Annotated in this window: 13 protein-coding genes and 1 riboswitch; of the genes, 12 read left to right on the plus strand and 1 reads right to left on the minus strand. The window is 39.8% G+C overall.

Translation table 11 applies throughout. The features are described 5' to 3' along the window. Window positions 1-88: 88 nt before the first annotated feature. The gene (locus tag AB5213_RS03450; RefSeq protein WP_055157435.1) at window positions 89-952 is read right to left on the minus strand and encodes an AraC family transcriptional regulator; all 864 of its coding nucleotides are present in this window, start codon (window positions 950-952) and stop codon (window positions 89-91) included. Between the two features lie 200 nt (window positions 953-1,152). Here AB5213_RS03450 and AB5213_RS03455 point away from each other — a divergent pair, with 200 nt between their 5' ends. From AB5213_RS03455 to AB5213_RS03510, 12 genes are all read left to right on the plus strand, one after another. Continuing rightward, window positions 1,153-4,191, plus strand: a complete 3,039-nt coding sequence (locus AB5213_RS03455) for a glycoside hydrolase family 2 TIM barrel-domain containing protein (protein WP_055157437.1) — start codon at window positions 1,153-1,155, stop codon at window positions 4,189-4,191. Between the two features lie 169 nt (window positions 4,192-4,360). Continuing rightward, window positions 4,361-5,758, plus strand: coding sequence for an MFS transporter (locus tag AB5213_RS03460; protein ID WP_055157439.1), 1,398 nt, complete (start codon window positions 4,361-4,363; stop codon window positions 5,756-5,758). A 351-nt stretch (window positions 5,759-6,109) separates the two neighbouring features. Beyond that, window positions 6,110-6,910 (plus strand): AraC family transcriptional regulator, encoded by an 801-nt coding sequence (locus tag AB5213_RS03465; protein WP_055246364.1) that lies wholly within the window; start codon window positions 6,110-6,112, stop codon window positions 6,908-6,910. 627 nt (window positions 6,911-7,537) lie between these two features. Continuing rightward, the gene (locus AB5213_RS03470; protein ID WP_368276334.1) at window positions 7,538-8,449 is read left to right on the plus strand and encodes an ABC transporter ATP-binding protein; all 912 of its coding nucleotides are present in this window, start codon (window positions 7,538-7,540) and stop codon (window positions 8,447-8,449) included. Next, the gene (locus AB5213_RS03475; RefSeq protein WP_055246366.1) at window positions 8,449-9,351 is read left to right on the plus strand and encodes an ABC transporter permease; all 903 of its coding nucleotides are present in this window, start codon (window positions 8,449-8,451) and stop codon (window positions 9,349-9,351) included. Before AB5213_RS03470 ends, AB5213_RS03475 begins: the two co-directional genes overlap by 1 nt. A 55-nt stretch (window positions 9,352-9,406) precedes the next feature. Further along, window positions 9,407-9,757, plus strand: coding sequence for a hypothetical protein (locus AB5213_RS03480; RefSeq protein ID WP_368276335.1), 351 nt, complete (start codon window positions 9,407-9,409; stop codon window positions 9,755-9,757). Window positions 9,758-9,766: 9 nt separating this feature from the next. After that, window positions 9,767-10,381: a TetR/AcrR family transcriptional regulator gene (locus AB5213_RS03485; RefSeq protein ID WP_055246369.1), complete on the plus strand. Its 615-nt coding sequence runs from the start codon at window positions 9,767-9,769 to the stop codon at window positions 10,379-10,381. 55 nt (window positions 10,382-10,436) lie between these two features. Next, a complete protein-coding gene (locus AB5213_RS03490; RefSeq protein ID WP_008372125.1) occupies window positions 10,437-10,820 on the plus strand; it encodes a VOC family protein in 384 nt (127 codons plus the stop codon). Window positions 10,821-10,853: 33 nt separating this feature from the next. Further along, on the plus strand, window positions 10,854-11,183 hold the full coding sequence (locus AB5213_RS03495) for a TfoX/Sxy family protein (protein ID WP_055246370.1): 330 nt from the start codon (window positions 10,854-10,856) through the stop codon (window positions 11,181-11,183). Between the two features lie 269 nt (window positions 11,184-11,452). Beyond that, window positions 11,453-12,553 carry a redox-regulated ATPase YchF gene (ychF, locus tag AB5213_RS03500; protein WP_022220674.1) on the plus strand — a complete coding sequence of 367 codons (1,101 nt, stop codon included), beginning with the start codon at window positions 11,453-11,455 and terminating at the stop codon, window positions 12,551-12,553. A gap of 264 nt (window positions 12,554-12,817) precedes the next feature. Then, on the plus strand, window positions 12,818-16,357 hold the full coding sequence (nifJ, locus tag AB5213_RS03505; protein ID WP_195254859.1) for a pyruvate:ferredoxin (flavodoxin) oxidoreductase: 3,540 nt from the start codon (window positions 12,818-12,820) through the stop codon (window positions 16,355-16,357). Between the two features lie 177 nt (window positions 16,358-16,534). Then, window positions 16,535-16,702: riboswitch (Lysine riboswitch) on the plus strand. A 151-nt stretch (window positions 16,703-16,853) separates the two neighbouring features. Continuing rightward, a complete protein-coding gene (locus tag AB5213_RS03510; RefSeq protein WP_368276386.1) occupies window positions 16,854-18,443 on the plus strand; it encodes a Na+/H+ antiporter NhaC family protein in 1,590 nt (529 codons plus the stop codon). Window positions 18,444-18,529: the final 86 nt, after the last annotated feature.

The following is an 18,529-nucleotide window of genomic DNA, read 5'->3' on the forward strand; positions in this document are numbered from 1 at the left end:
AGAGAAGAGGATGCCATGGAATCGTTGATTTGATGATTCCGTGGCATCCTCTTTTGGAGGGGAAACTGGATTTATGATATTGTGGATTTTAGAACTTGTTTCTTATCTTTCGGTACTCTCTTGGGGAATATCCTTTCAGCTTGTGGAAAAGCCGACTGAAATAAAGCTGATTATCATACCCAACGATTTTAGAAATTTCATTGATGGAATAGGTTGTTGTTTCAAGTAACATCTGGGCATTGTTAATTCGGATTCCCACAATAAACTGCATTGGTGTAGAACCTGTGTATTTTTTGAAGTTTCGGATAAACCAGCTGACACTCATTCCACGTGAGGCAGCATAATCATCTATGCTAATATTCTGGTTATAATTTTCACTGAAAAAGGTAACTGCGTTATCCATCTCGTGATCCAGGTATTCATTTTTCGAGATATGTTCCCTGGTCAGTTCCCGATGAAAGATGATAAGAAGATGACGGAGCAGAAGGACAAGCATTTCCTCATAATTATCTTGGCAACGCTGAAGCTCGATGATAATACGCTTGAAAATCTGTTCGTATTCCATAGAGGTTCCGACCTGAAATACACGCTCTTTATCCGGGAATCCATATTGCCGTAGGATATTTTTTACATTGTTGCCTGTAAAATGAATCCAGTATACTTCTGTCTTATCTTTCCCATAATATTCATATTTCTGAAGTTCCTTCGGTCTGTACAGTACAATATTACCGGCGGGGACAATCGTTTCGGTATCCATATTGTCAAAATGAAAATGCCCACAACCAGCAGTGATATAGATAATCTGATAATCCAGGCGTCCCCTTGGACGGTAGGTTGGTAACTTTGGATGGCTGGAAAGGCGGTAAGTACCGCAACTTCCTACAACCAGTGGGCGACTTTTGTCTTTGAAATCCATATGGGAGTGGTTTAAATAACCGGTATTCATATACATATGGTAGCACCTCTTTTCCTTTTTTGTTATTGTATCATTTAGTGCATATTTTGTCTAATCCAATTCATAGACATGTTTTGCAGATTAGGATAAGATATATATAGCAAAACAGAGAAGAGTAAACATAAAAGTAAAAGACAAGGTTTGCTGTGGAAAAACAAAGTGCAAAAAAATGTATATGTATTAAAGGAGAGTTATTTATGATTGTACCACGTTATTATGAGGATTTAAGCGTACTGCATGAAAATACAATGCCAGCCAGAGCCTATTTTATTCCGGCATCCAAAAGAATGGATAACCTGGTGGAGCACAGGGAAGAGTCAGACCGAATGCAGTTATTGAACGGAACTTGGAAGTTTCAGTATTTTAACAGTATCTATGATGTTCAGGAACCTTTCTTTGAGAAAGATTATGATACAGAAAATTTTGATGAGATTCAGGTTCCGAGTGTATGGCAGATGGCAGGATATGACACACATCAGTATACAAACATCAGGTATCCGTTCCCATTTGATCCACCGTATGTACCACAGGATATTCCATGTGGAACATATGCACATACCTTTGTTTATCACAAAGATGAAAATGCACCAAAAGCTTTCTTGAATTTTGAAGGAGTAGACAGTTGCTTTTATGTATGGATCAATGGCTCTTATGTAGGGTATAGCCAGGTTTCTCATATGACCAGTGAGTTTGATATCACCGACCTCCTTCGGGACGGAGAGAACAGCATAGCGGTTCTGGTCATGAAGTGGTGTGATGGTTCCTATTTGGAAGATCAGGACAAATTCCGTATGAGTGGTATTTTCCGGGATGTGTACATTTTGAAACGCCCAAAACAGGCAATCAGTGATTATCATATTAAAACAAGAATTGAGGATATGCTTGCGAAAGTAGAAATTGAAATGAAATTCTACTCTCCGTTAAATGTAAAAATTTCGATTGAAGATAGAAACGGAGCAGTTGTAGCACTAGGAAGTATTGCTGAAGAAGGAACAGCTGTATTAGAAATCGCAAGTCCGGAACTTTGGAATACAGAAAATCCATATCTATATAAACTGATTCTTGAAACAGAGAATGAAGTAATTGTAGATCACATTGCATTAAGAAAGATAGAGATTAAAGACCAGGTTATTTATTTAAATGGACAGAAGATTAAATTCCGTGGTGTCAATCGACATGATTCTGATCCGGTTACTGGATTTACAATCAATCCGGAACAGATTACAACCGATCTTACGTTAATGAAGCAGCATAATTTTAATGCGATCCGTTCCAGCCACTATCCGAACGCACCATTTTTCTATGAAATGTGTGACAAGTATGGATTCATGGTAATAGATGAAGCAGATATTGAAGCTCATGGTCCATTTATGATCTACAGAAAAGAAGACACCGATTACAATCGGTTCAAACGATGGAATGAGAAGATTGCAGATGATCCGGTATGGGAAGAGGCAATCGTTGATCGAGTAAAACTCATGGTGGAACGTGACAAAAACCGTTTCTGTATTGTTATGTGGTCAATGGGAAATGAGAGTGCTTATGGCTGCAACTTTGAAAAAGCACTGGAATGGACAAAGAATTTTGATCCAGACCGTATCACACAATATGAGAGTGCAAGATATCGTAATTATGATGAAACATATGATTACAGCAATCTGGATGTGTACAGCCGGATGTACCCGGCGTTTTCCGAAATTCAGGAATATCTGGATAAAGATGGAAGCAAACCCTTTCTTTTGGTAGAGTACTGTCACAGTATGGGAAACGGACCTGGAGATTTTGAAGATTACTTCCAGATGATTCAGGATAATGATAAAATGTGTGGCGGTTTTGTCTGGGAATGGTGTGACCATGCGATTGCTCATGGAACTGCTGAGAATGGAAAGACTATATATGCTTATGGGGGCGACCATGGCGAAGAAATTCATGATGGCAACTTCTGTATGGATGGATTAGTATATCCGGACAGAACGGTACATACAGGACTTTTGGAATACAAGAATGTTTATCGCCCGGCAAGGGTTATTTCCTATGACAAAGAAAGCGGAGAACTGGTGCTTCATAACTACATGGATTTTGATAATCTGAAAGATTATGTGAAAATCAGCTATGAATTGACACAGGATGGACTTTTGATTGGGAAAGGAAAACTTGCTGAAGTATCTGTGGTACCACATAGTGAAGGAAAAACAAACCTGCAGGTCAACGTTCCGGAAAATGGAAAATGTTATTTAAAACTTATTTACCACCTGAAAAAAGAAATGCCTCTGCTGGAAGAGGATTATATCCTTGGATTTGATGAGATCGAAGTAAGCCAGAAGGATGCCAAATGCCAGTTAGCAGAAAAATGGGTTGAAAAAACAGTGACGGATTCTGAATTACAGGTGAGTGAAGATGATACCCAGATTCATATCAAAGGCCGTGAATTCGCATATACAATCGACCGACGGACTGCACTTTTTACAGAGATGAAATTTGCAGGTCGGGAATATCTGAACCACCCGATGGAATTAAATATCTGGAGGGCACCAACAGATAATGATATGTACATCAAGTCTGAATGGAAGAAAGCCCATTATGATAAAGCTTATACAAGAGCTTACACGACAGAGGTCGTGCAGGGAAAGCATGGTGTGAAAATTATAAGCCATGCATCCGTTGTGGCAGAGACAGTACAGAAGATTCTTGATGTGACGATCACATGGAAAATAGAAGCTGCTGGAAAGATTGATGCAGATATTGCAGTAACAAAAGATGATGAATTTCCGGACCTGCCAAGATTTGGTGTGAGGATGTTCCTGGATAAAAAACTTTCAGCTGCACGATACTTTGGAATGGGACCACAGGAAAGCTATTGTGACAAACATCAGGCTGCGAGCCACGGCTTGTATCAGGCAAATGTAGATGATTTGCATGAGGATTATATTCGCCCACAGGAAAATGGAAGCCATTATGATTGTGAATATGTAGAGCTTAACAACAGCCGATATGGAATTGTGGTCTCTGCGGAAAATGCCTTCTCATTCAATGCTTCTTATTATACGCAGGAAGAACTTGAGGAGAAAACGCATAATTATGAACTGACAGAATCAGATAGTGTAGTATTTTGTGTTGACTATGCACTAAATGGCATTGGTTCTAACAGTTGTGGTCCAGTTGTATTGGAGCAGTACCGATTTGATGATGTATTATTCCGGTTCCAGTTTACACTGATACCGTATATAAAGGGATAATAAAGTTTCATGTAACCTGTAAACAAGGAAAGAGAGTCTGATTGTTATGTAAAGTCCGGATATACAGAGCAATCAGACAAAAACAGAGAAAAAACTAGAATTAGACATCATACTCTGTTAGACATCTTGAAATTCTAAGTGCGATGAAGATGAGGAGCAAAGAAATTCGATGGAAGAAAAAAAGTATTTGAAATGGTATAACAAAATTGGATATGGATCAGGCGATATTGCAGGTAATGTAGTCTATGCGTTCCTGACATCTTTTATGATGGTCTATTTGACGGACTCAGTAGGACTTGCTGCAGGTGTCGTAGGTACCCTGATTGCCGTATCAAAACTATTTGATGGTTTTACGGATATATTTTTTGGATCAATGATTGACAAAACACACAGTAAAATGGGAAAAGCGAAACCCTGGATGCTATATGGATATATTGGTTGTGCCATTACGCTGGTCTGCTGTTTTGCAGTACCAGTCAGCTTGGGAACAACGGCTAAATATGCATGGTTCTTTATCTCTTACACACTGTTAAATGGTGTGTTTTATACAGCAAACAATATTGCCTATTCAGCACTTACGTCACTGATTACAAAGAACAGCAAAGAGCGTGTGCAGATGGGATCTTACCGTTTTATTTTTGCGTTTTCAACAAGTCTTCTGATTCAGGCAATTACAGTTGGATTTGTAGATAAATGTGGTGGAGATGCTGCAGCATGGAGAACGGTTGCTATTATCTATGCAATCATTGGTCTGGTCGTAAATACGATTTCAGCACTTTCTGTTAAGGAACTTCCTGAGGAAGAACTTAATGAAGGAGAAGTAAAGAATGATAATGAAAAGTACGGAATGGTACAGGCATTCAAGCTTCTTGTTAAAAACAAATATTACATGATGATTTGTGGAACATATATTTTACAGCAGTTATATGGTGCCATGATTGGAGCTGGCATTTATTACATGACATGGGTACTGAAAAATAAGAATTTGTTTGGACAATTTGCATGGGCAGTAAATATTCCACTGATCATTGCCCTGATTTTCACACCGACATTAGTTGGTAAGTGGAAAGGTATGTATAAACTGAACTTAAGAGGTTATGTCTTAGCAGTCATCGGTAGAGCACTTGTTGTTGTTGCAGGATATATGGGCAGTGTTCCGCTGATGATGGCATTTACAGCTCTTGCAGCCTTAGGTCAGGGACCATGGCAGGGAGATATGAATGCAGTTATCGCATCCTGCTCTGAGTACACTTATCTTACACAGGGAAAGAGAATTGACGGAACGATGTATTCTTGTACTTCTCTTGGCGTAAAAATCGGTGGAGGTATTGGAACCGCTGTTGTTGGATGGCTGCTTGAGTTCAGTGGATATATCGGAACAAATGCAACTCAGCCGCAGTCTGCACTTGATATGATGCAGTTTATGTATCTTTGGCTTCCGTTAATCTTTGATGTATTGATTATGTTTGTACTTTCAAGAATGAATGTAGAAGATGCAAATAAAAAACTGAAAGCAGAAAAAGGAATTGCTACAGATGAAGTAACAGATGCATCAGACATAAATTAGAATTGACAGGAGAAAGCGTTGTCTGGTCGTTGCTCGATGAGACAGTGCTTTTTTCTATATATAAAGTGATTGAACTGTATTTTGAAAATAAAAAAGGACCACTTCATTTTTGTGAAATGGCCTTAAGAAAATATTCAGTTTTCACAAAATAGTCCTTTTAGTATTTATGCATGGTAAGGATGCTCAAAATATTCAGTGTAGAATACTAAAAGGTCATTCAGATATTTTTTTAGGTTGCTCATTTGCAATTCCTCCTTTCCTTATTTACAAGTTGATTATAAGATAGGTGTAAAAGGATTGCTTGCCAAATCGAAAGAAGATATAGACAAATGTTGCAAAGGGGAGTATTTCATGCAGTTAAAATATGTTGACACAAAAGAGGAGATCATAGCAATAAATAGGAAGTCAAAACATATTGAACCTCATCTTCATAATGCACTGGAGATCGTTTGTGTAACAAGTGGAGTATTAGAACTTGGTGTCGGACAGGAACTATACCATATGGAAAAAGGAGATATAGGCTTTGTATTTCCAGATGTTATTCATCACTATCAGGTACTGACACCCGGTGTAAATAAAGCGACTTATCTGATTGCATCGCCATTTACGATAGCCAAATTTGCAGATATCATGCAATCCATGGCCCCTGAATACCCAATCATCAAAGCGGAAAAGGTTGAACCGGAGGTATATAGGGTTATAAATGCAATTTTAGAGACAGAACAGTCGGATATTACTGTTGCACAGGCATATCTTCAAATTGTGTTGGCACGCTGCATAGGAAAATTAAATTTGGTAGAAAAGAGTAATGTGGGGAGCAACGATCTTATTTACCAGACAGTTTCCTATATATCAGCAAATTTTAAGAAGAAATTTTCGCTGGAAGAGATGGCAAAAGATCTGGGGGTGAGCAAATATGTTTTATCCAGACTCTTTTCCAAAACATTCCATAGAAATTTTAATCAATATCTTAACGATGTAAGGCTGAACTATGCATGCCAGCGTTTGGAAAATACGAGTGATTCTATTACAAACATTTGTCTGGATAGTGGATTTGAAAGTCAGAGAACATTTAACCGAGTATTTAAAGAAAGATATAAAATATCACCGAGTGACTACCGGAGTACATGTCTGAAAGATATGTTGTCATAACATATAGATTAATAAATTCAATAAAAATCTGATTATCAGTCTGAAATAAGTATCTCTGGGTGCTATTTATAATATGGGGTAGTGGTTAATTATTATGTCATATGCTTCTAAATGTAATGTTTTGAGGGGAGACATGAGCAATAGGAGAAGTGGTATTTGCATCAATGGGTCCAACAAAAAGAATTAAACAATAAGAATGACCAAAGTGTTGTAATCATCATACTGGTTGCAACACTTTTTTTTCGACATTTTTTGAGAATTGTGGGATATCACATATCCGGTCACCGCCATGCTCCGATTTGATTTCTATACCAAAAATCAGATCGGATGAAAGATAATGGCTTATAACAAAACAAGTGAAGAACGAAAACGGCAAGCGAAAAAATTATATTTTTTATTCATATGATTCGATGATTTATGTTTCGGATGTTCATCCGATAGAAGATTATAAAAAGATTGACAAGTTACCAATTGGTTACTACAATATAAGTAACCGATTGGTAACTGCTAAGGGGCATGGACAATTTTTGCATTCATATTACTTTTTAATATATGGATTTTATTTTAAAAGATAAATCCAACATATGCTGCAGCATTTAAGGAAAAATGAAAATATAAGGAGAAGATATGGAATCAGATATCATTAAAATCAGCCACCTGAATAAAAGCTTTGGCGAAGTAAAAGCGGTAAATGATTTGAGCTTTCGTGTGAAAAAAGGAGAATTGTTTGCATTTCTAGGAGTAAACGGTGCAGGGAAAAGTACAACCATTTCTATTCTTTGTGGACTGCTGAAAAAAGACAGTGGAACGGTTCAGGTAAACGGAATAGAAACTGACAAAGCCGGCGCACAGACAAAAAGGATGCTTGGTGTTGTATTTCAGGATAGCGTACTTGATAAACCGCTAACGGTGAAAGAAAACCTAAAGAGCAGAGCTGCTTTGTACGGCATTACAGGAAATGCCTTTGATAAGAGATTACAGGAGCTGGTCGAAATTCTGGATTTTGACGAGTTTTTAAACAGACCTGTAGGTAAGCTGTCGGGAGGTCAGAGAAGAAGAATTGATATTGCCCGTGCATTATTGCATAGACCGGAGATTTTGATTCTTGACGAGCCTACAACAGGGCTTGATCCACAGACAAGGCAATTAATCTGGAATGTTATCGAGAAGCTTCAGAAAAATGAAAATATGACAGTATTTCTAACCACCCATTATATGGAAGAGGCTGCTAATGCCGGGTATGTTGTGATTCTCGACAAAGGAAGTATCGCAGCGGAAGGTACACCGTTTGAACTTAAAAATGATTATGTACAGGATATAGTGTCTGTTTACGGTATTTCCGAAGATGAAATAAAGTCATTGAACAGAGAATATAAAAAAATACGTGACGGATATCAGATAAAAGTAAGAAATACGAAAGAAGCTACGGAGCTTATTGTAGAGCATCAGGACCTATTCAGGGATTATGAAGTAGTAAAAGGCGGAATGGATGATGTATTTCTTGCAGTCACAGGGAAAAAGCTAGGAGGTGAGCATTGATGAGAACAGTATTGGCATTGATGAACAGGAACAGGAAACTGTTTTTTAAAGATAAAGGGATGTTGTTTACATCAATGATTACCCCCGTCATTCTGATTGTTCTGTATGCTACGTTTCTTGCAAAAGTTTTCAGAGATTCTTTTACAGCAGCGATTCCGGATATGATCACGATTTCAGATAAGCTCATTAATGGAACCGTGGCAGCACAACTGACAGCATCACTTATGGCAGTAAGCTGTATCACTGTAACATTTTGTGTGAATCTGACTATGGTGCAGGACAAGGCAAATGGAACATGGAAGGATTTTAATGTTTCGCCTGTCAGCAAGGGAAAAATATATTTGGGATATTTTCTCTCAACAGTAGCTAATTCATTGATGGTCAATGCACTTGCGTTTGTATTATGTCTGGGATATCTGCTTAAAATGGGATGGTATCTGAATGCAGTAGATGTATTATGGGTTTTATTTGATATGATATTGCTCGTCCTGTTTGGAAGTACGCTTTCAAGTATCATTAGCTTTCCGTTGACAACACAGGGACAGCTTTCGGCTGTAGGTACAATTGTCAGCGCAGGATATGGTTTTATATGTGGTGCTTATATGCCGATTTCAAATTTTGGATCAGGTCTTCAGAAGGCACTGTCTTATCTCCCGAGTACATATGCCACTTCATTGATTAAGAATCATATGCTTCACGGAGTATTCATGGAGATGGAGAGAAAACATTATCCGGATGAAATGGTTGAAGCGATAAGAGCCACTCTTGATTGCAATCCGGTATTTCATGAAAATGTGGTAGGTGTAAATCAGATGATCGGTATTATGATGGGAAGTATAGCTGTATTCGGAATTATTTATTATTTTGTTACATTGCTGCCAGATGGTGAAGGCGGACGATAGAAAATATTATTTTCGGCAGATAGACAAAGCCTTTTTCATTTCACCAATCGTTGATATGGAAAAGGTGATTCTTGACATGATGAGATGGGCGGATATAACGGAAGAAAAGTTACGTGAAAAACAGTTGATAACTACAGGATTTGGAGAAACATTGTCCTGGGAATATTTGTGTTATGTGCGTAATCATCCGGTCAATTGGTCGGTTTCGACTTGTATATTATATGGAGATAAAGATAATCTGACATCACAGGAGATTATCCATAAGTTTGCCAATGATGTCGATGCAGAACTAACAATAATGCAAAACGGCATGTTATTTTTTCAAAATGCAGGGAGAAAGAAAACACTAATTTATAATTTACTTGACAAGTTACCAAAAGGTAATTTAATAACAGATTTAAATTAGGAGATAGACATGGAAAGCAAAGAAAAGAACACAAAGAAAAAAATATTGGAAGAAGCTTTGAAGTTATTTGCACAGAGTGGATATATGGGAACATCCATGAATGATATTGCTTTAAAACTTGGAGTAACCAAGGCTGCATTGTATAAGCATTATAAAAGCAAGCAGGAGATATTGGACAGTATTATTGAAAAAATGAATGAATTGGATATTGAGAGAGTAAAGCAGTATGAAATGCCGGAGGGTGATCTGGAAAAGGTTACAGCCGAGTATAAAGAAACGGCATTTGATAAGATTAAGCAGTTCACAAAGGTGCAGTTTCTTCATTGGACGGAGGAAGAATTTTCAAGCTGTTTTCGTAAGATGTTGACATTGGAACAGTACAGAGAGCCACAGATGGCACAGCTATATCAGAATTATCTTGCAAGCGGACCATTAACTTATATGGAAGCTTTGTTTTCAGGAATGCTGGGCGATGAAGGAAAAGCCAGACAGACAGCACTTGATTTTTATGGACCTATTTTTTTGCTTTATAGCATATATGATGGAGCAGAAGACAAAAGTCAAGTGATAAAGTTACTGGAAGAGCATATGGATCATTTCTTACAGGAAATGCAGATAAGTTGAAAGGGTGAAGCAATTTGAACGATGAATCAGAGCATCAGGAATTGGAGTAATAATCATGAGAATTGAACATGTTGCACTTTATGTAAATGATTTGGAAAATACAAAAAAATTCTTTATGAAATATTTGGGAGCAAAATCAAATGCTGGATATCATAATCAGAAAACAGGCTTTTATTCGTATTTTCTCACATTTGAGGATGGTGCACGTATTGAAATAATGAATTTACCGGAAATGGCTGATTTACCGAAGAAAATAGTTCGTACGGGATATTCACATATAGCTTTTAGCGTAGGAAGTATAGAAATAGTGGATGCATTGACGGCAGAATTAAAAGCGGATGGTTATGAGGTTATCAGTGGACCACGGACTACGGGTGATGGATATTACGAAAGCTGCATTGTTGCGGTTGAAGATAATCAAATTGAGATTACAGTATAATTTGAAAATGCAGGTATTTGAAAGGACAAAAACATGGCCTCAAGCAAAGAATATTTACAATTTATATTAGAGCAGTTATCTGATTTAGAAGAAATTAATTATCGTGCAATGATGGGAGAATATATCATATATTATCGTGGCAGGATTGTCGGAGGCATATATGATGACAGGTTACTTGTGAAACCGACAAAATCTGCAGTTTCTTATATGGCAACTGCGATTTATGAATTACCGTATGAAGGGGCAAAGGAGATGCTGTTAGTAGAAGATGTTGACAGTAAGGAATATTTGACTGGACTTTTTAAAGCAATGTATGACGAATTGCCGGTTCATAAATCAAACAACAAAATAAGGAAATTTTGATAAAGCATTCACCCGGAATGGGTGAGTGTTTTTGGTTTTCAGGTATTCAAATAACCGAAAAAAATTTTCATCAAGAACGATCTGTCATTGGCGGCAGGCGCAACAAATTTCTTAGAGAAAATTAAGTTTTACAAATAAGGTTGCTTACAAGTGTAAAGAAAACAGAAACTTAAATATTCACAAAGAGAAAAGGCTATGGTATAATACAGAGTACTGAATTTAGATAATTATACTGAAAATCAAAGGATTTATAGGAGGAAATATACAAAATGAAATTAGGAATCGTAGGATTACCGAATGTAGGAAAAAGTACTTTATTCAATTCACTGACAAAAGCAGGAGCAGAATCAGCTAACTACCCATTCTGTACCATTGATCCAAATGTGGGCGTTGTTACTGTACCGGATGAACGTCTGAATGTGCTTGGTGAGATGTATCACACCAAAAAGATCATCCCGGCAGCGATTGAGTTTGTAGATATCGCAGGTCTTGTAAAAGGTGCATCCAAAGGAGAAGGTCTTGGAAACCAGTTTCTTGCAAATATCCGTGAGGTTGATGCAATTGTTCATGTAGTACGTTGTTTCGAGGACAGCAATATTGTCCATGTAGACGGAAGTATCGATCCGCTGCGTGACATTGAGACGATCAACCTGGAGCTGATCTTTTCAGACCTTGAGATCCTGGAAAGAAGAATTTCCAAAGCAGTCAGAGCAGCAAGAAATGACAAGACGATCGCAAAAGAGCTGGCACTGATGGAAAGAATTAAAGCACATCTGGAAGATGGAAAGATGGCAAAGAGCTTTGATGATATCAATGACGAAGATGAACAGCAGTGGCTGGAAAGCTACAATCTTCTGACCTACAAGCCGGTCATTTTTGCTGCAAATGTGGCAGAAGATGATCTTGCAGATGATGGTGCAAGTAATGCGGGAGTACAGGCAGTCCGTGAGTATGCAAAAAGAGAGGACTGCGAAGTATTCGTTGTCTGTGCGGAAATTGAGCAGGAGATCGCGGAACTTGATGATGATGAAAAGAGCATGTTCCTGGAAGAACTGGGACTTAAGGAATCTGGCCTTGAAAAGCTGATCAAGGCAAGCTACAGTCTTCTCGGACTGATCAGTTACCTGACAGCAGGAGAACCGGAAGTCCGTGCATGGACGATCAAAAAAGGAACGAAAGCACCACAGGCAGCAGGAAAGATCCATTCTGATTTTGAAAGAGGATTCATCCGCGCTGAAATCGTATCCTATGATGACTTGATGGCATGTGGCACTTATAACGCTGCAAAAGAAAAAGGTCTGGTAAGACTGGAAGGTAAGGACTATGTTGTACAGGACGGAGATATTATCCTGTTCAGATTCAACGTATAATAGTCGTTAATAAAGTAATTGATAATGTATGGTGAGAGGCGGACAGATGTCCGTCTCTTTTATAATATAGGATAGTTAAAACTTACTACAGTTTGCATAAAACAACCCTGTGAAATACAGGGGTTGTACGTCAAAAGGAACAATCAGAACAGTAAAATGACTGGACTTTTCATATATGAACAGCTATAATAATATCGAACGAAAGTGTAAAAAAATTTTAACACAAGTAAAAGTTTTGACACAATCTAAGGAGGAACAAAGAAAATGGCAAGATCAATGAAGACCATGGATGGTAACCATGCAGCTGCTCATGCTTCTTATGCTTATACAGAAGTTGCTGCTATTTACCCGATCACACCTTCATCTGTAATGGCTGAAGCCACAGACGAATGGGCAACACAAGGAAGAAAGAATATTTTTGGTCAGACTGTTCAGGTAACAGAAATGCAGTCTGAAGCAGGTGCAGCAGGTACTGTACACGGCTCACTGTCAGCAGGTGCGCTTACTACTACTTACACAGCTTCCCAGGGCTTACTTCTTATGATTCCTAACTTATATAAAATTGCTGGTGAACAGCTTCCGGGTGTATTCAACGTATCTGCCCGTGCAGTAGCTTCACACGCTCTTAATATTTTTGGTGATCATTCAGATGTTTACGCCTGTCGTCAGACTGGATGCGCAATGCTCTGTGAATCCAGCGTACAGGAAGTTATGGACCTGACACCGGTTGCACATTGTGCAGCACTGAAAGGTAAAATTCCTTTCATTAACTTCTTCGATGGTTTCCGTACATCACACGAAATCCAGAAGATCGAAACATGGGATTACGAAGATCTGGAAGATCTCGTAGATAAGGATGCAATCAAGGAATTCCGTGCACATGCACTGAACCCGAACCATCCATGTGAAAGAGGATCAGCTCAGAACCCGGATACATTCTTCCAGGCTCGTGAAGCATGTAACCCATACTACGATGCTATGCCGGCAATCGTACAGGAATACATGGACAAAGTTAACGCTAAGATCGGAACAAACTACAAACTGTTCAACTACCATGGTGCAGAAGACGCTGAAAGCGTAATCATCGCTATGGGATCTGTTTGTGACACAATCGATGAAACAATCGATTACTTACTTGCTCAGGGCAAGAAGGTTGGTGTTGTTAAAGTTCGTCTTTACAGACCATTCTGCGCACAGGCACTTGTAGATGCAATTCCAGATTCTGTTAAGTACATCAATGTTCTTGACAGAACAAAAGAACCAGGATCTCTTGGAGAACCTCTGTACCTTGATGTTGTTGCAGCTCTTAAAGGAACCAAATTCGACGCTGTTAAGATCAACTCAGGACGTTACGGACTTGGTTCTAAAGATACAACACCGGCTCAGGTTGTTGCTGTATTCGAGAACGAAGCAAAAGCTAAATTCACAATCGGTATTGTTGATGATGTAACAGGACTTTCTCTTGAAGTTGGTGCTCCACTGGTTACAACACCAGAAGGAACAATCAACTGTAAGTTCTGGGGACTTGGAGCTGACGGAACAGTCGGAGCTAACAAGAACTCTATCAAGATCATCGGTGATAACACAGATATGTATGCACAGGCTTACTTTGATTATGATTCAAAGAAATCCGGTGGTGTTACAATGTCTCACCTCCGTTTCGGTAAGAAACCGATCAAATCTACTTACCTGATTCATAAAGCAAACTTTGTTGCATGCCACAACCCGTCATACATCAACAAATACAACATGGTTCAGGAACTTGTAGATGGTGGTACATTCCTTCTTAACTGCCCATGGACAGCAGAAGAACTTGACAAACATCTTCCGGGACAGGTTAAAGCATTCATCGCCAACCATGACATCAAATTCTATACAATCGATGGTATCAAGATCGGTAAAGAAATCGGACTTGGCGGACGTATCAATACAGTTCTTCAGTCTGCATTCTTCAAACTGGCTAACATCATTCCGGAAGAAGAAGCTATCGACCTTATGAAGAAAGCTGCAAAGGCTACATACGGTAAGAAAGGTGATAAGATCGTACAGATGAACTACGATGCTATCGATGCCGGAGCTAAGCAGGTTAACGCAATCGAAGTACCGGAAAGCTGGAAGAACTGCGAAGACGAAGGTCTGTTCACACCAGAAGTTAAGGGTGGAAGAGAAGATGCAGTAGCATTCGTTAAGAACATTCAGTCTAAGGTTAATGCTCAGGAAGGTAACACACTGCCTGTATCTGCATTCAAAGATTATGTAGATGGATCTACACCGTCAGGAACAGCTGCTTACGAAAAACGTGGTATCGCAGTAGATATCCCGATCTGGCAGTCAGAAACATGTATCCAGTGTAACCGTTGTGCATATGTATGTCCGCACGCTGCAATCCGTCCGGTAGCTCTTACAGAAGAAGAACTTGCAAAAGCACCAGAAGGACTGAAAGCAATCGACATGATCGGTATGCCGGGAATGAAGTTCACAATGACTGTATCAGCTTATGACTGTACAGGATGTGGCTCTTGTGCAAATGTCTGCCCAGGTAAGAAGGGTGAAAAAGCTCTTGTTATGGGTAACATGGAAGAGAACGCTGGAGAACAGGTATACTTTGACTTTGGTACAGAAATCGAAGTAAAACCGGAAGTTGTTGCTAAATTTAAAGAAAATACAGTAAAAGGATCTCAGTTCAAACAGCCACTGCTTGAGTTCTCAGGAGCTTGTGCCGGATGTGGAGAGACTCCATACGCTAAACTTGTCACACAGTTATTCGGTGACAGAATGTACATCGCTAATGCAACAGGATGTTCATCTATCTGGGGTAACTCATCTCCGTCTACACCTTACACAGTAAACGCTAAGGGACAGGGACCGGCTTGGTCTAACTCACTGTTCGAAGATGCTGCTGAGTTTGGTTACGGTATGTTACTTGCTCAGAAAGCAATCAGAGAAGGTCTGAAAGCGAAAGTTGAAGAAGTTGCTGCATCAGATAAAGCCAGCGAAGAAGCAAAAGCTGCTTGCAACGAATGGCTTGAAACATACGGATGTGGAGCTACTAACGGAACAGCTACAGACAAACTTGTTGCTGCATTAGAAGGATGCGACTGCCCGACATGCAAAGATATCGTTGAAAAGAAAGACTTCCTCGCTAAGAAATCTCAGTGGATCTTCGGTGGTGACGGATGGGCTTACGATATCGGATTCGGTGGTGTTGACCACGTACTTGCAAGTGGAAAAGACATCAACGTAATGGTATTCGATACAGAAGTTTACTCTAATACAGGTGGACAGTCTTCTAAGTCTACTAAGACTGGTGCTATTGCTCAGTTCGCAGCAGGCGGAAAAGAAACTAAGAAGAAAGACCTTGCTTCTATCGCAATGAGCTATGGTTACGTATACGTTGCACAGATCGCTATGGGTGCTGACTTCAACCAGACTGTAAAAGCTATCGCAGAAGCTGAAGCATATCCGGGACCATCCCTGATCATCGCTTACGCTCCATGTATCAACCATGGTATCAAGAAAGGCATGAGCAAAGCTCAGACAGAAGAACAGCTTGCAGTTGAATGTGGATACTGGAACAACTTCCGTTTCAATCCGGCAGCTGAAGGATCTAAGTTCACTCTTGACAGCAAAGCACCAGACCTTGCTGGATACGAAGACTTCCTTAACGGAGAAGTTCGTTACAACGCTCTTGCTAGATTCAATCCTGAAAAGGCTAAAGTTCTGTTTGCTAAGAACGAAGAAGAAGCAAAAGCTAGATATGCATATCTGCAGAAACTCGTTACACTGTACGGTTCTGAAGAATAAGATTGACTTGAATAGGGGTCAGGGACGAAAGTCTCTGACTCCTTTTGTCGTTGCACATTCAAAAGTCTGGGAGTGGTATGTGGTGGAAAGGGACTGGAAATTTATGTATAAATAGCAATTATCTCTTGCAAAAATGAAAATTTTATAGTATGGTTGATAAAGAAAATGATGAATATTCAGCTTGATAGAGGCGCGGGATTTATCAGTACCTTCTGAAAGATGCGGCAGGGAAGCCGACAGAAGAGAAAGGAAATACCGCCGAAGGAGCCGGAACCCCAACCCCGGTTTCTGGGACGATGCAGAAGATGCAGCGTACTGTCACACATGTGGAGCGCTATCGGAAGAACATTTAAGGAAGACTATACATGCCATGAATGCGTTTTGACGGTGCAAGCGTTATTCATGGCGTTTTTATGTTTTAAAATAGGAGGTTTTTTAATTGAGAGAAAAAATGAAAAAGTTAAGCAGTCTGCTCGCAACTATAATGATCTGCGTAATGGCAAGTCCCCTTGTCGCTTTTGCAGCAGACGCGGAGAAGTATGTACCGAAGATGTACGCCAGCATCTGGTCACTGGTTCCACCGGTGGTTGCGATCGCACTGGCACTGATTACAAAAGAAGTGTACAGCTCGTTATTTGTAGGGATTTTAGTGGGTGGAATGTTTTATTCCGGATTTTCCTTTGAAGGAACCATCACCCATATTTTTCAGGAAGGGATCGTAGGTGTTCTTTCTGACAGCTATAATGTGGGAATCCTGATTTTTCTGGTTATCTTAGGAACCATGGTCTGCCTGATGAATAAGGCAGGAGGATCTACCGCATTCGGTGAATGGGCAAGTTCCCATATCAAGAGCCGTGTCGGTGCACAGCTTGCAACAATCGTTCTTGGTGTGCTGATCTTTATCGATGACTATTTTAACTGTCTGACAGTCGGAAGCGTGATGCGTCCGGTAACGGATGCGCAGAATGTTTCCAGAGCAAAGCTTGCGTATCTGATCGATGCGACAGCAGCTCCGGTATGTATCATTGCACCGATTTCATCTTGGGCAGCAGCCGTTACCGGTTTTGTAGAAGGTGAAGATGGATTTTCGATATTTATCCGTGCAATTCCATATAACTTCTATGCAATCCTTACCATCGTGATGATGATTGCAATGGTTATGATGAAGGTTGAGTATGGTCCGATGAAGCTTCATGAAGATAATGCGAAAAAAGGTGATATTTACACCACACCGGACAGACCGTATGCAAATGCGGAGGAAGAGACAGTGGATAACTGTAAAGGAAAAGTAATGGATCTTTTGATCCCGATTATTTCATTGATCATCTGCTGTGTGATCGGAATGATCTACACCGGTGGGTTCTTTGACGGAGTCGGTTTTGTAGAAGCATTTTCAGGAAGTGATGCTTCCCAGGGACTGGTGTACGGAAGTTTCTTTGCTTTTGTGATCACAATCGTGCTGTATCTGGTAAGACGTGTGCTGAAATTCGATGAATGTATGGCATGTCTCCCGGATGGATTTAAGGCGATGGTTCCGGCAATCCTGATTCTTGTTTTTGCATGGACACTGAAATCTATGACAGACAGTCTTGGAGCGGCGGAATATGTAGCAGGTATTGTAGCCGGAAGTGCGGAAGGTATGGTAAATCTTCTTCCGGCAATCATCTTTCTTGTGGGATGCTTCCTTGCATTTGCAACCGGTACAAGCTGGGGAACATTCGGAATCCTGATCCCGATCGTGGTACATGCATTTGAAGGAAAGAATGAGACGATGATGATCATTGCCATCTCCGCATGTATGGCTGGAGCAGTTTGTGGTGACCACTGTTCACCTATTTCGGATACAACGATCATGGCATCTGCCGGTGCACAGTGCAATCATATTAATCATGTCAATACACAGCTCCCATATGCGGCAGGCTGCGCAGTGATCTCGTTTATCAATTATATTATTGCCGGATTTGTACAGAGTGCATGGATCGCACTTCCGGCAGGAATCATCATGATGCTTGTATTTGTGACATTCATGAAATTTTTACAGAAAAAGCAGACAGCTGTTTTTTCACAGAAGAAAGAAGCAGAATAGAGAAAATGAGGAATGGCTTTCGTAGCTGTTCCTTATTTTATTTACGCGAGCAACGAGTCAAAGCCCGTGCTTGCACGAGACCTTGG

Source organism: Coprococcus sp. RTP21204st1_G4_RTP21204_210225 (assembly GCF_040915385.1).
GTDB lineage: Bacteria > Bacillota > Clostridia > Lachnospirales > Lachnospiraceae > Allocoprococcus > Allocoprococcus comes.

Coding starts and splice junctions, on each gene's coding strand:
- AB5213_RS03450 (WP_055157435.1), bottom strand. CDS start 952: ATGTATATGAATACCGGTTATTTAAACCACTCCCATATGGATTTCAAA.
- AB5213_RS03455 (WP_055157437.1), top strand. CDS start 1,153: ATGATTGTACCACGTTATTATGAGGATTTAAGCGTACTGCATGAAAAT.
- AB5213_RS03460 (WP_055157439.1), top strand. CDS start 4,361: ATGGAAGAAAAAAAGTATTTGAAATGGTATAACAAAATTGGATATGGA.
- AB5213_RS03465 (WP_055246364.1), top strand. CDS start 6,110: ATGCAGTTAAAATATGTTGACACAAAAGAGGAGATCATAGCAATAAAT.
- AB5213_RS03470 (WP_368276334.1), top strand. CDS start 7,538: ATGGAATCAGATATCATTAAAATCAGCCACCTGAATAAAAGCTTTGGC.
- AB5213_RS03475 (WP_055246366.1), top strand. CDS start 8,449: ATGAGAACAGTATTGGCATTGATGAACAGGAACAGGAAACTGTTTTTT.
- AB5213_RS03480 (WP_368276335.1), top strand. CDS start 9,407: ATGGAAAAGGTGATTCTTGACATGATGAGATGGGCGGATATAACGGAA.
- AB5213_RS03485 (WP_055246369.1), top strand. CDS start 9,767: ATGGAAAGCAAAGAAAAGAACACAAAGAAAAAAATATTGGAAGAAGCT.
- AB5213_RS03490 (WP_008372125.1), top strand. CDS start 10,437: ATGAGAATTGAACATGTTGCACTTTATGTAAATGATTTGGAAAATACA.
- AB5213_RS03495 (WP_055246370.1), top strand. CDS start 10,854: ATGGCCTCAAGCAAAGAATATTTACAATTTATATTAGAGCAGTTATCT.
- ychF (WP_022220674.1), top strand. CDS start 11,453: ATGAAATTAGGAATCGTAGGATTACCGAATGTAGGAAAAAGTACTTTA.
- nifJ (WP_195254859.1), top strand. CDS start 12,818: ATGGCAAGATCAATGAAGACCATGGATGGTAACCATGCAGCTGCTCAT.
- AB5213_RS03510 (WP_368276386.1), top strand. CDS start 16,854: ATGGCAAGTCCCCTTGTCGCTTTTGCAGCAGACGCGGAGAAGTATGTA.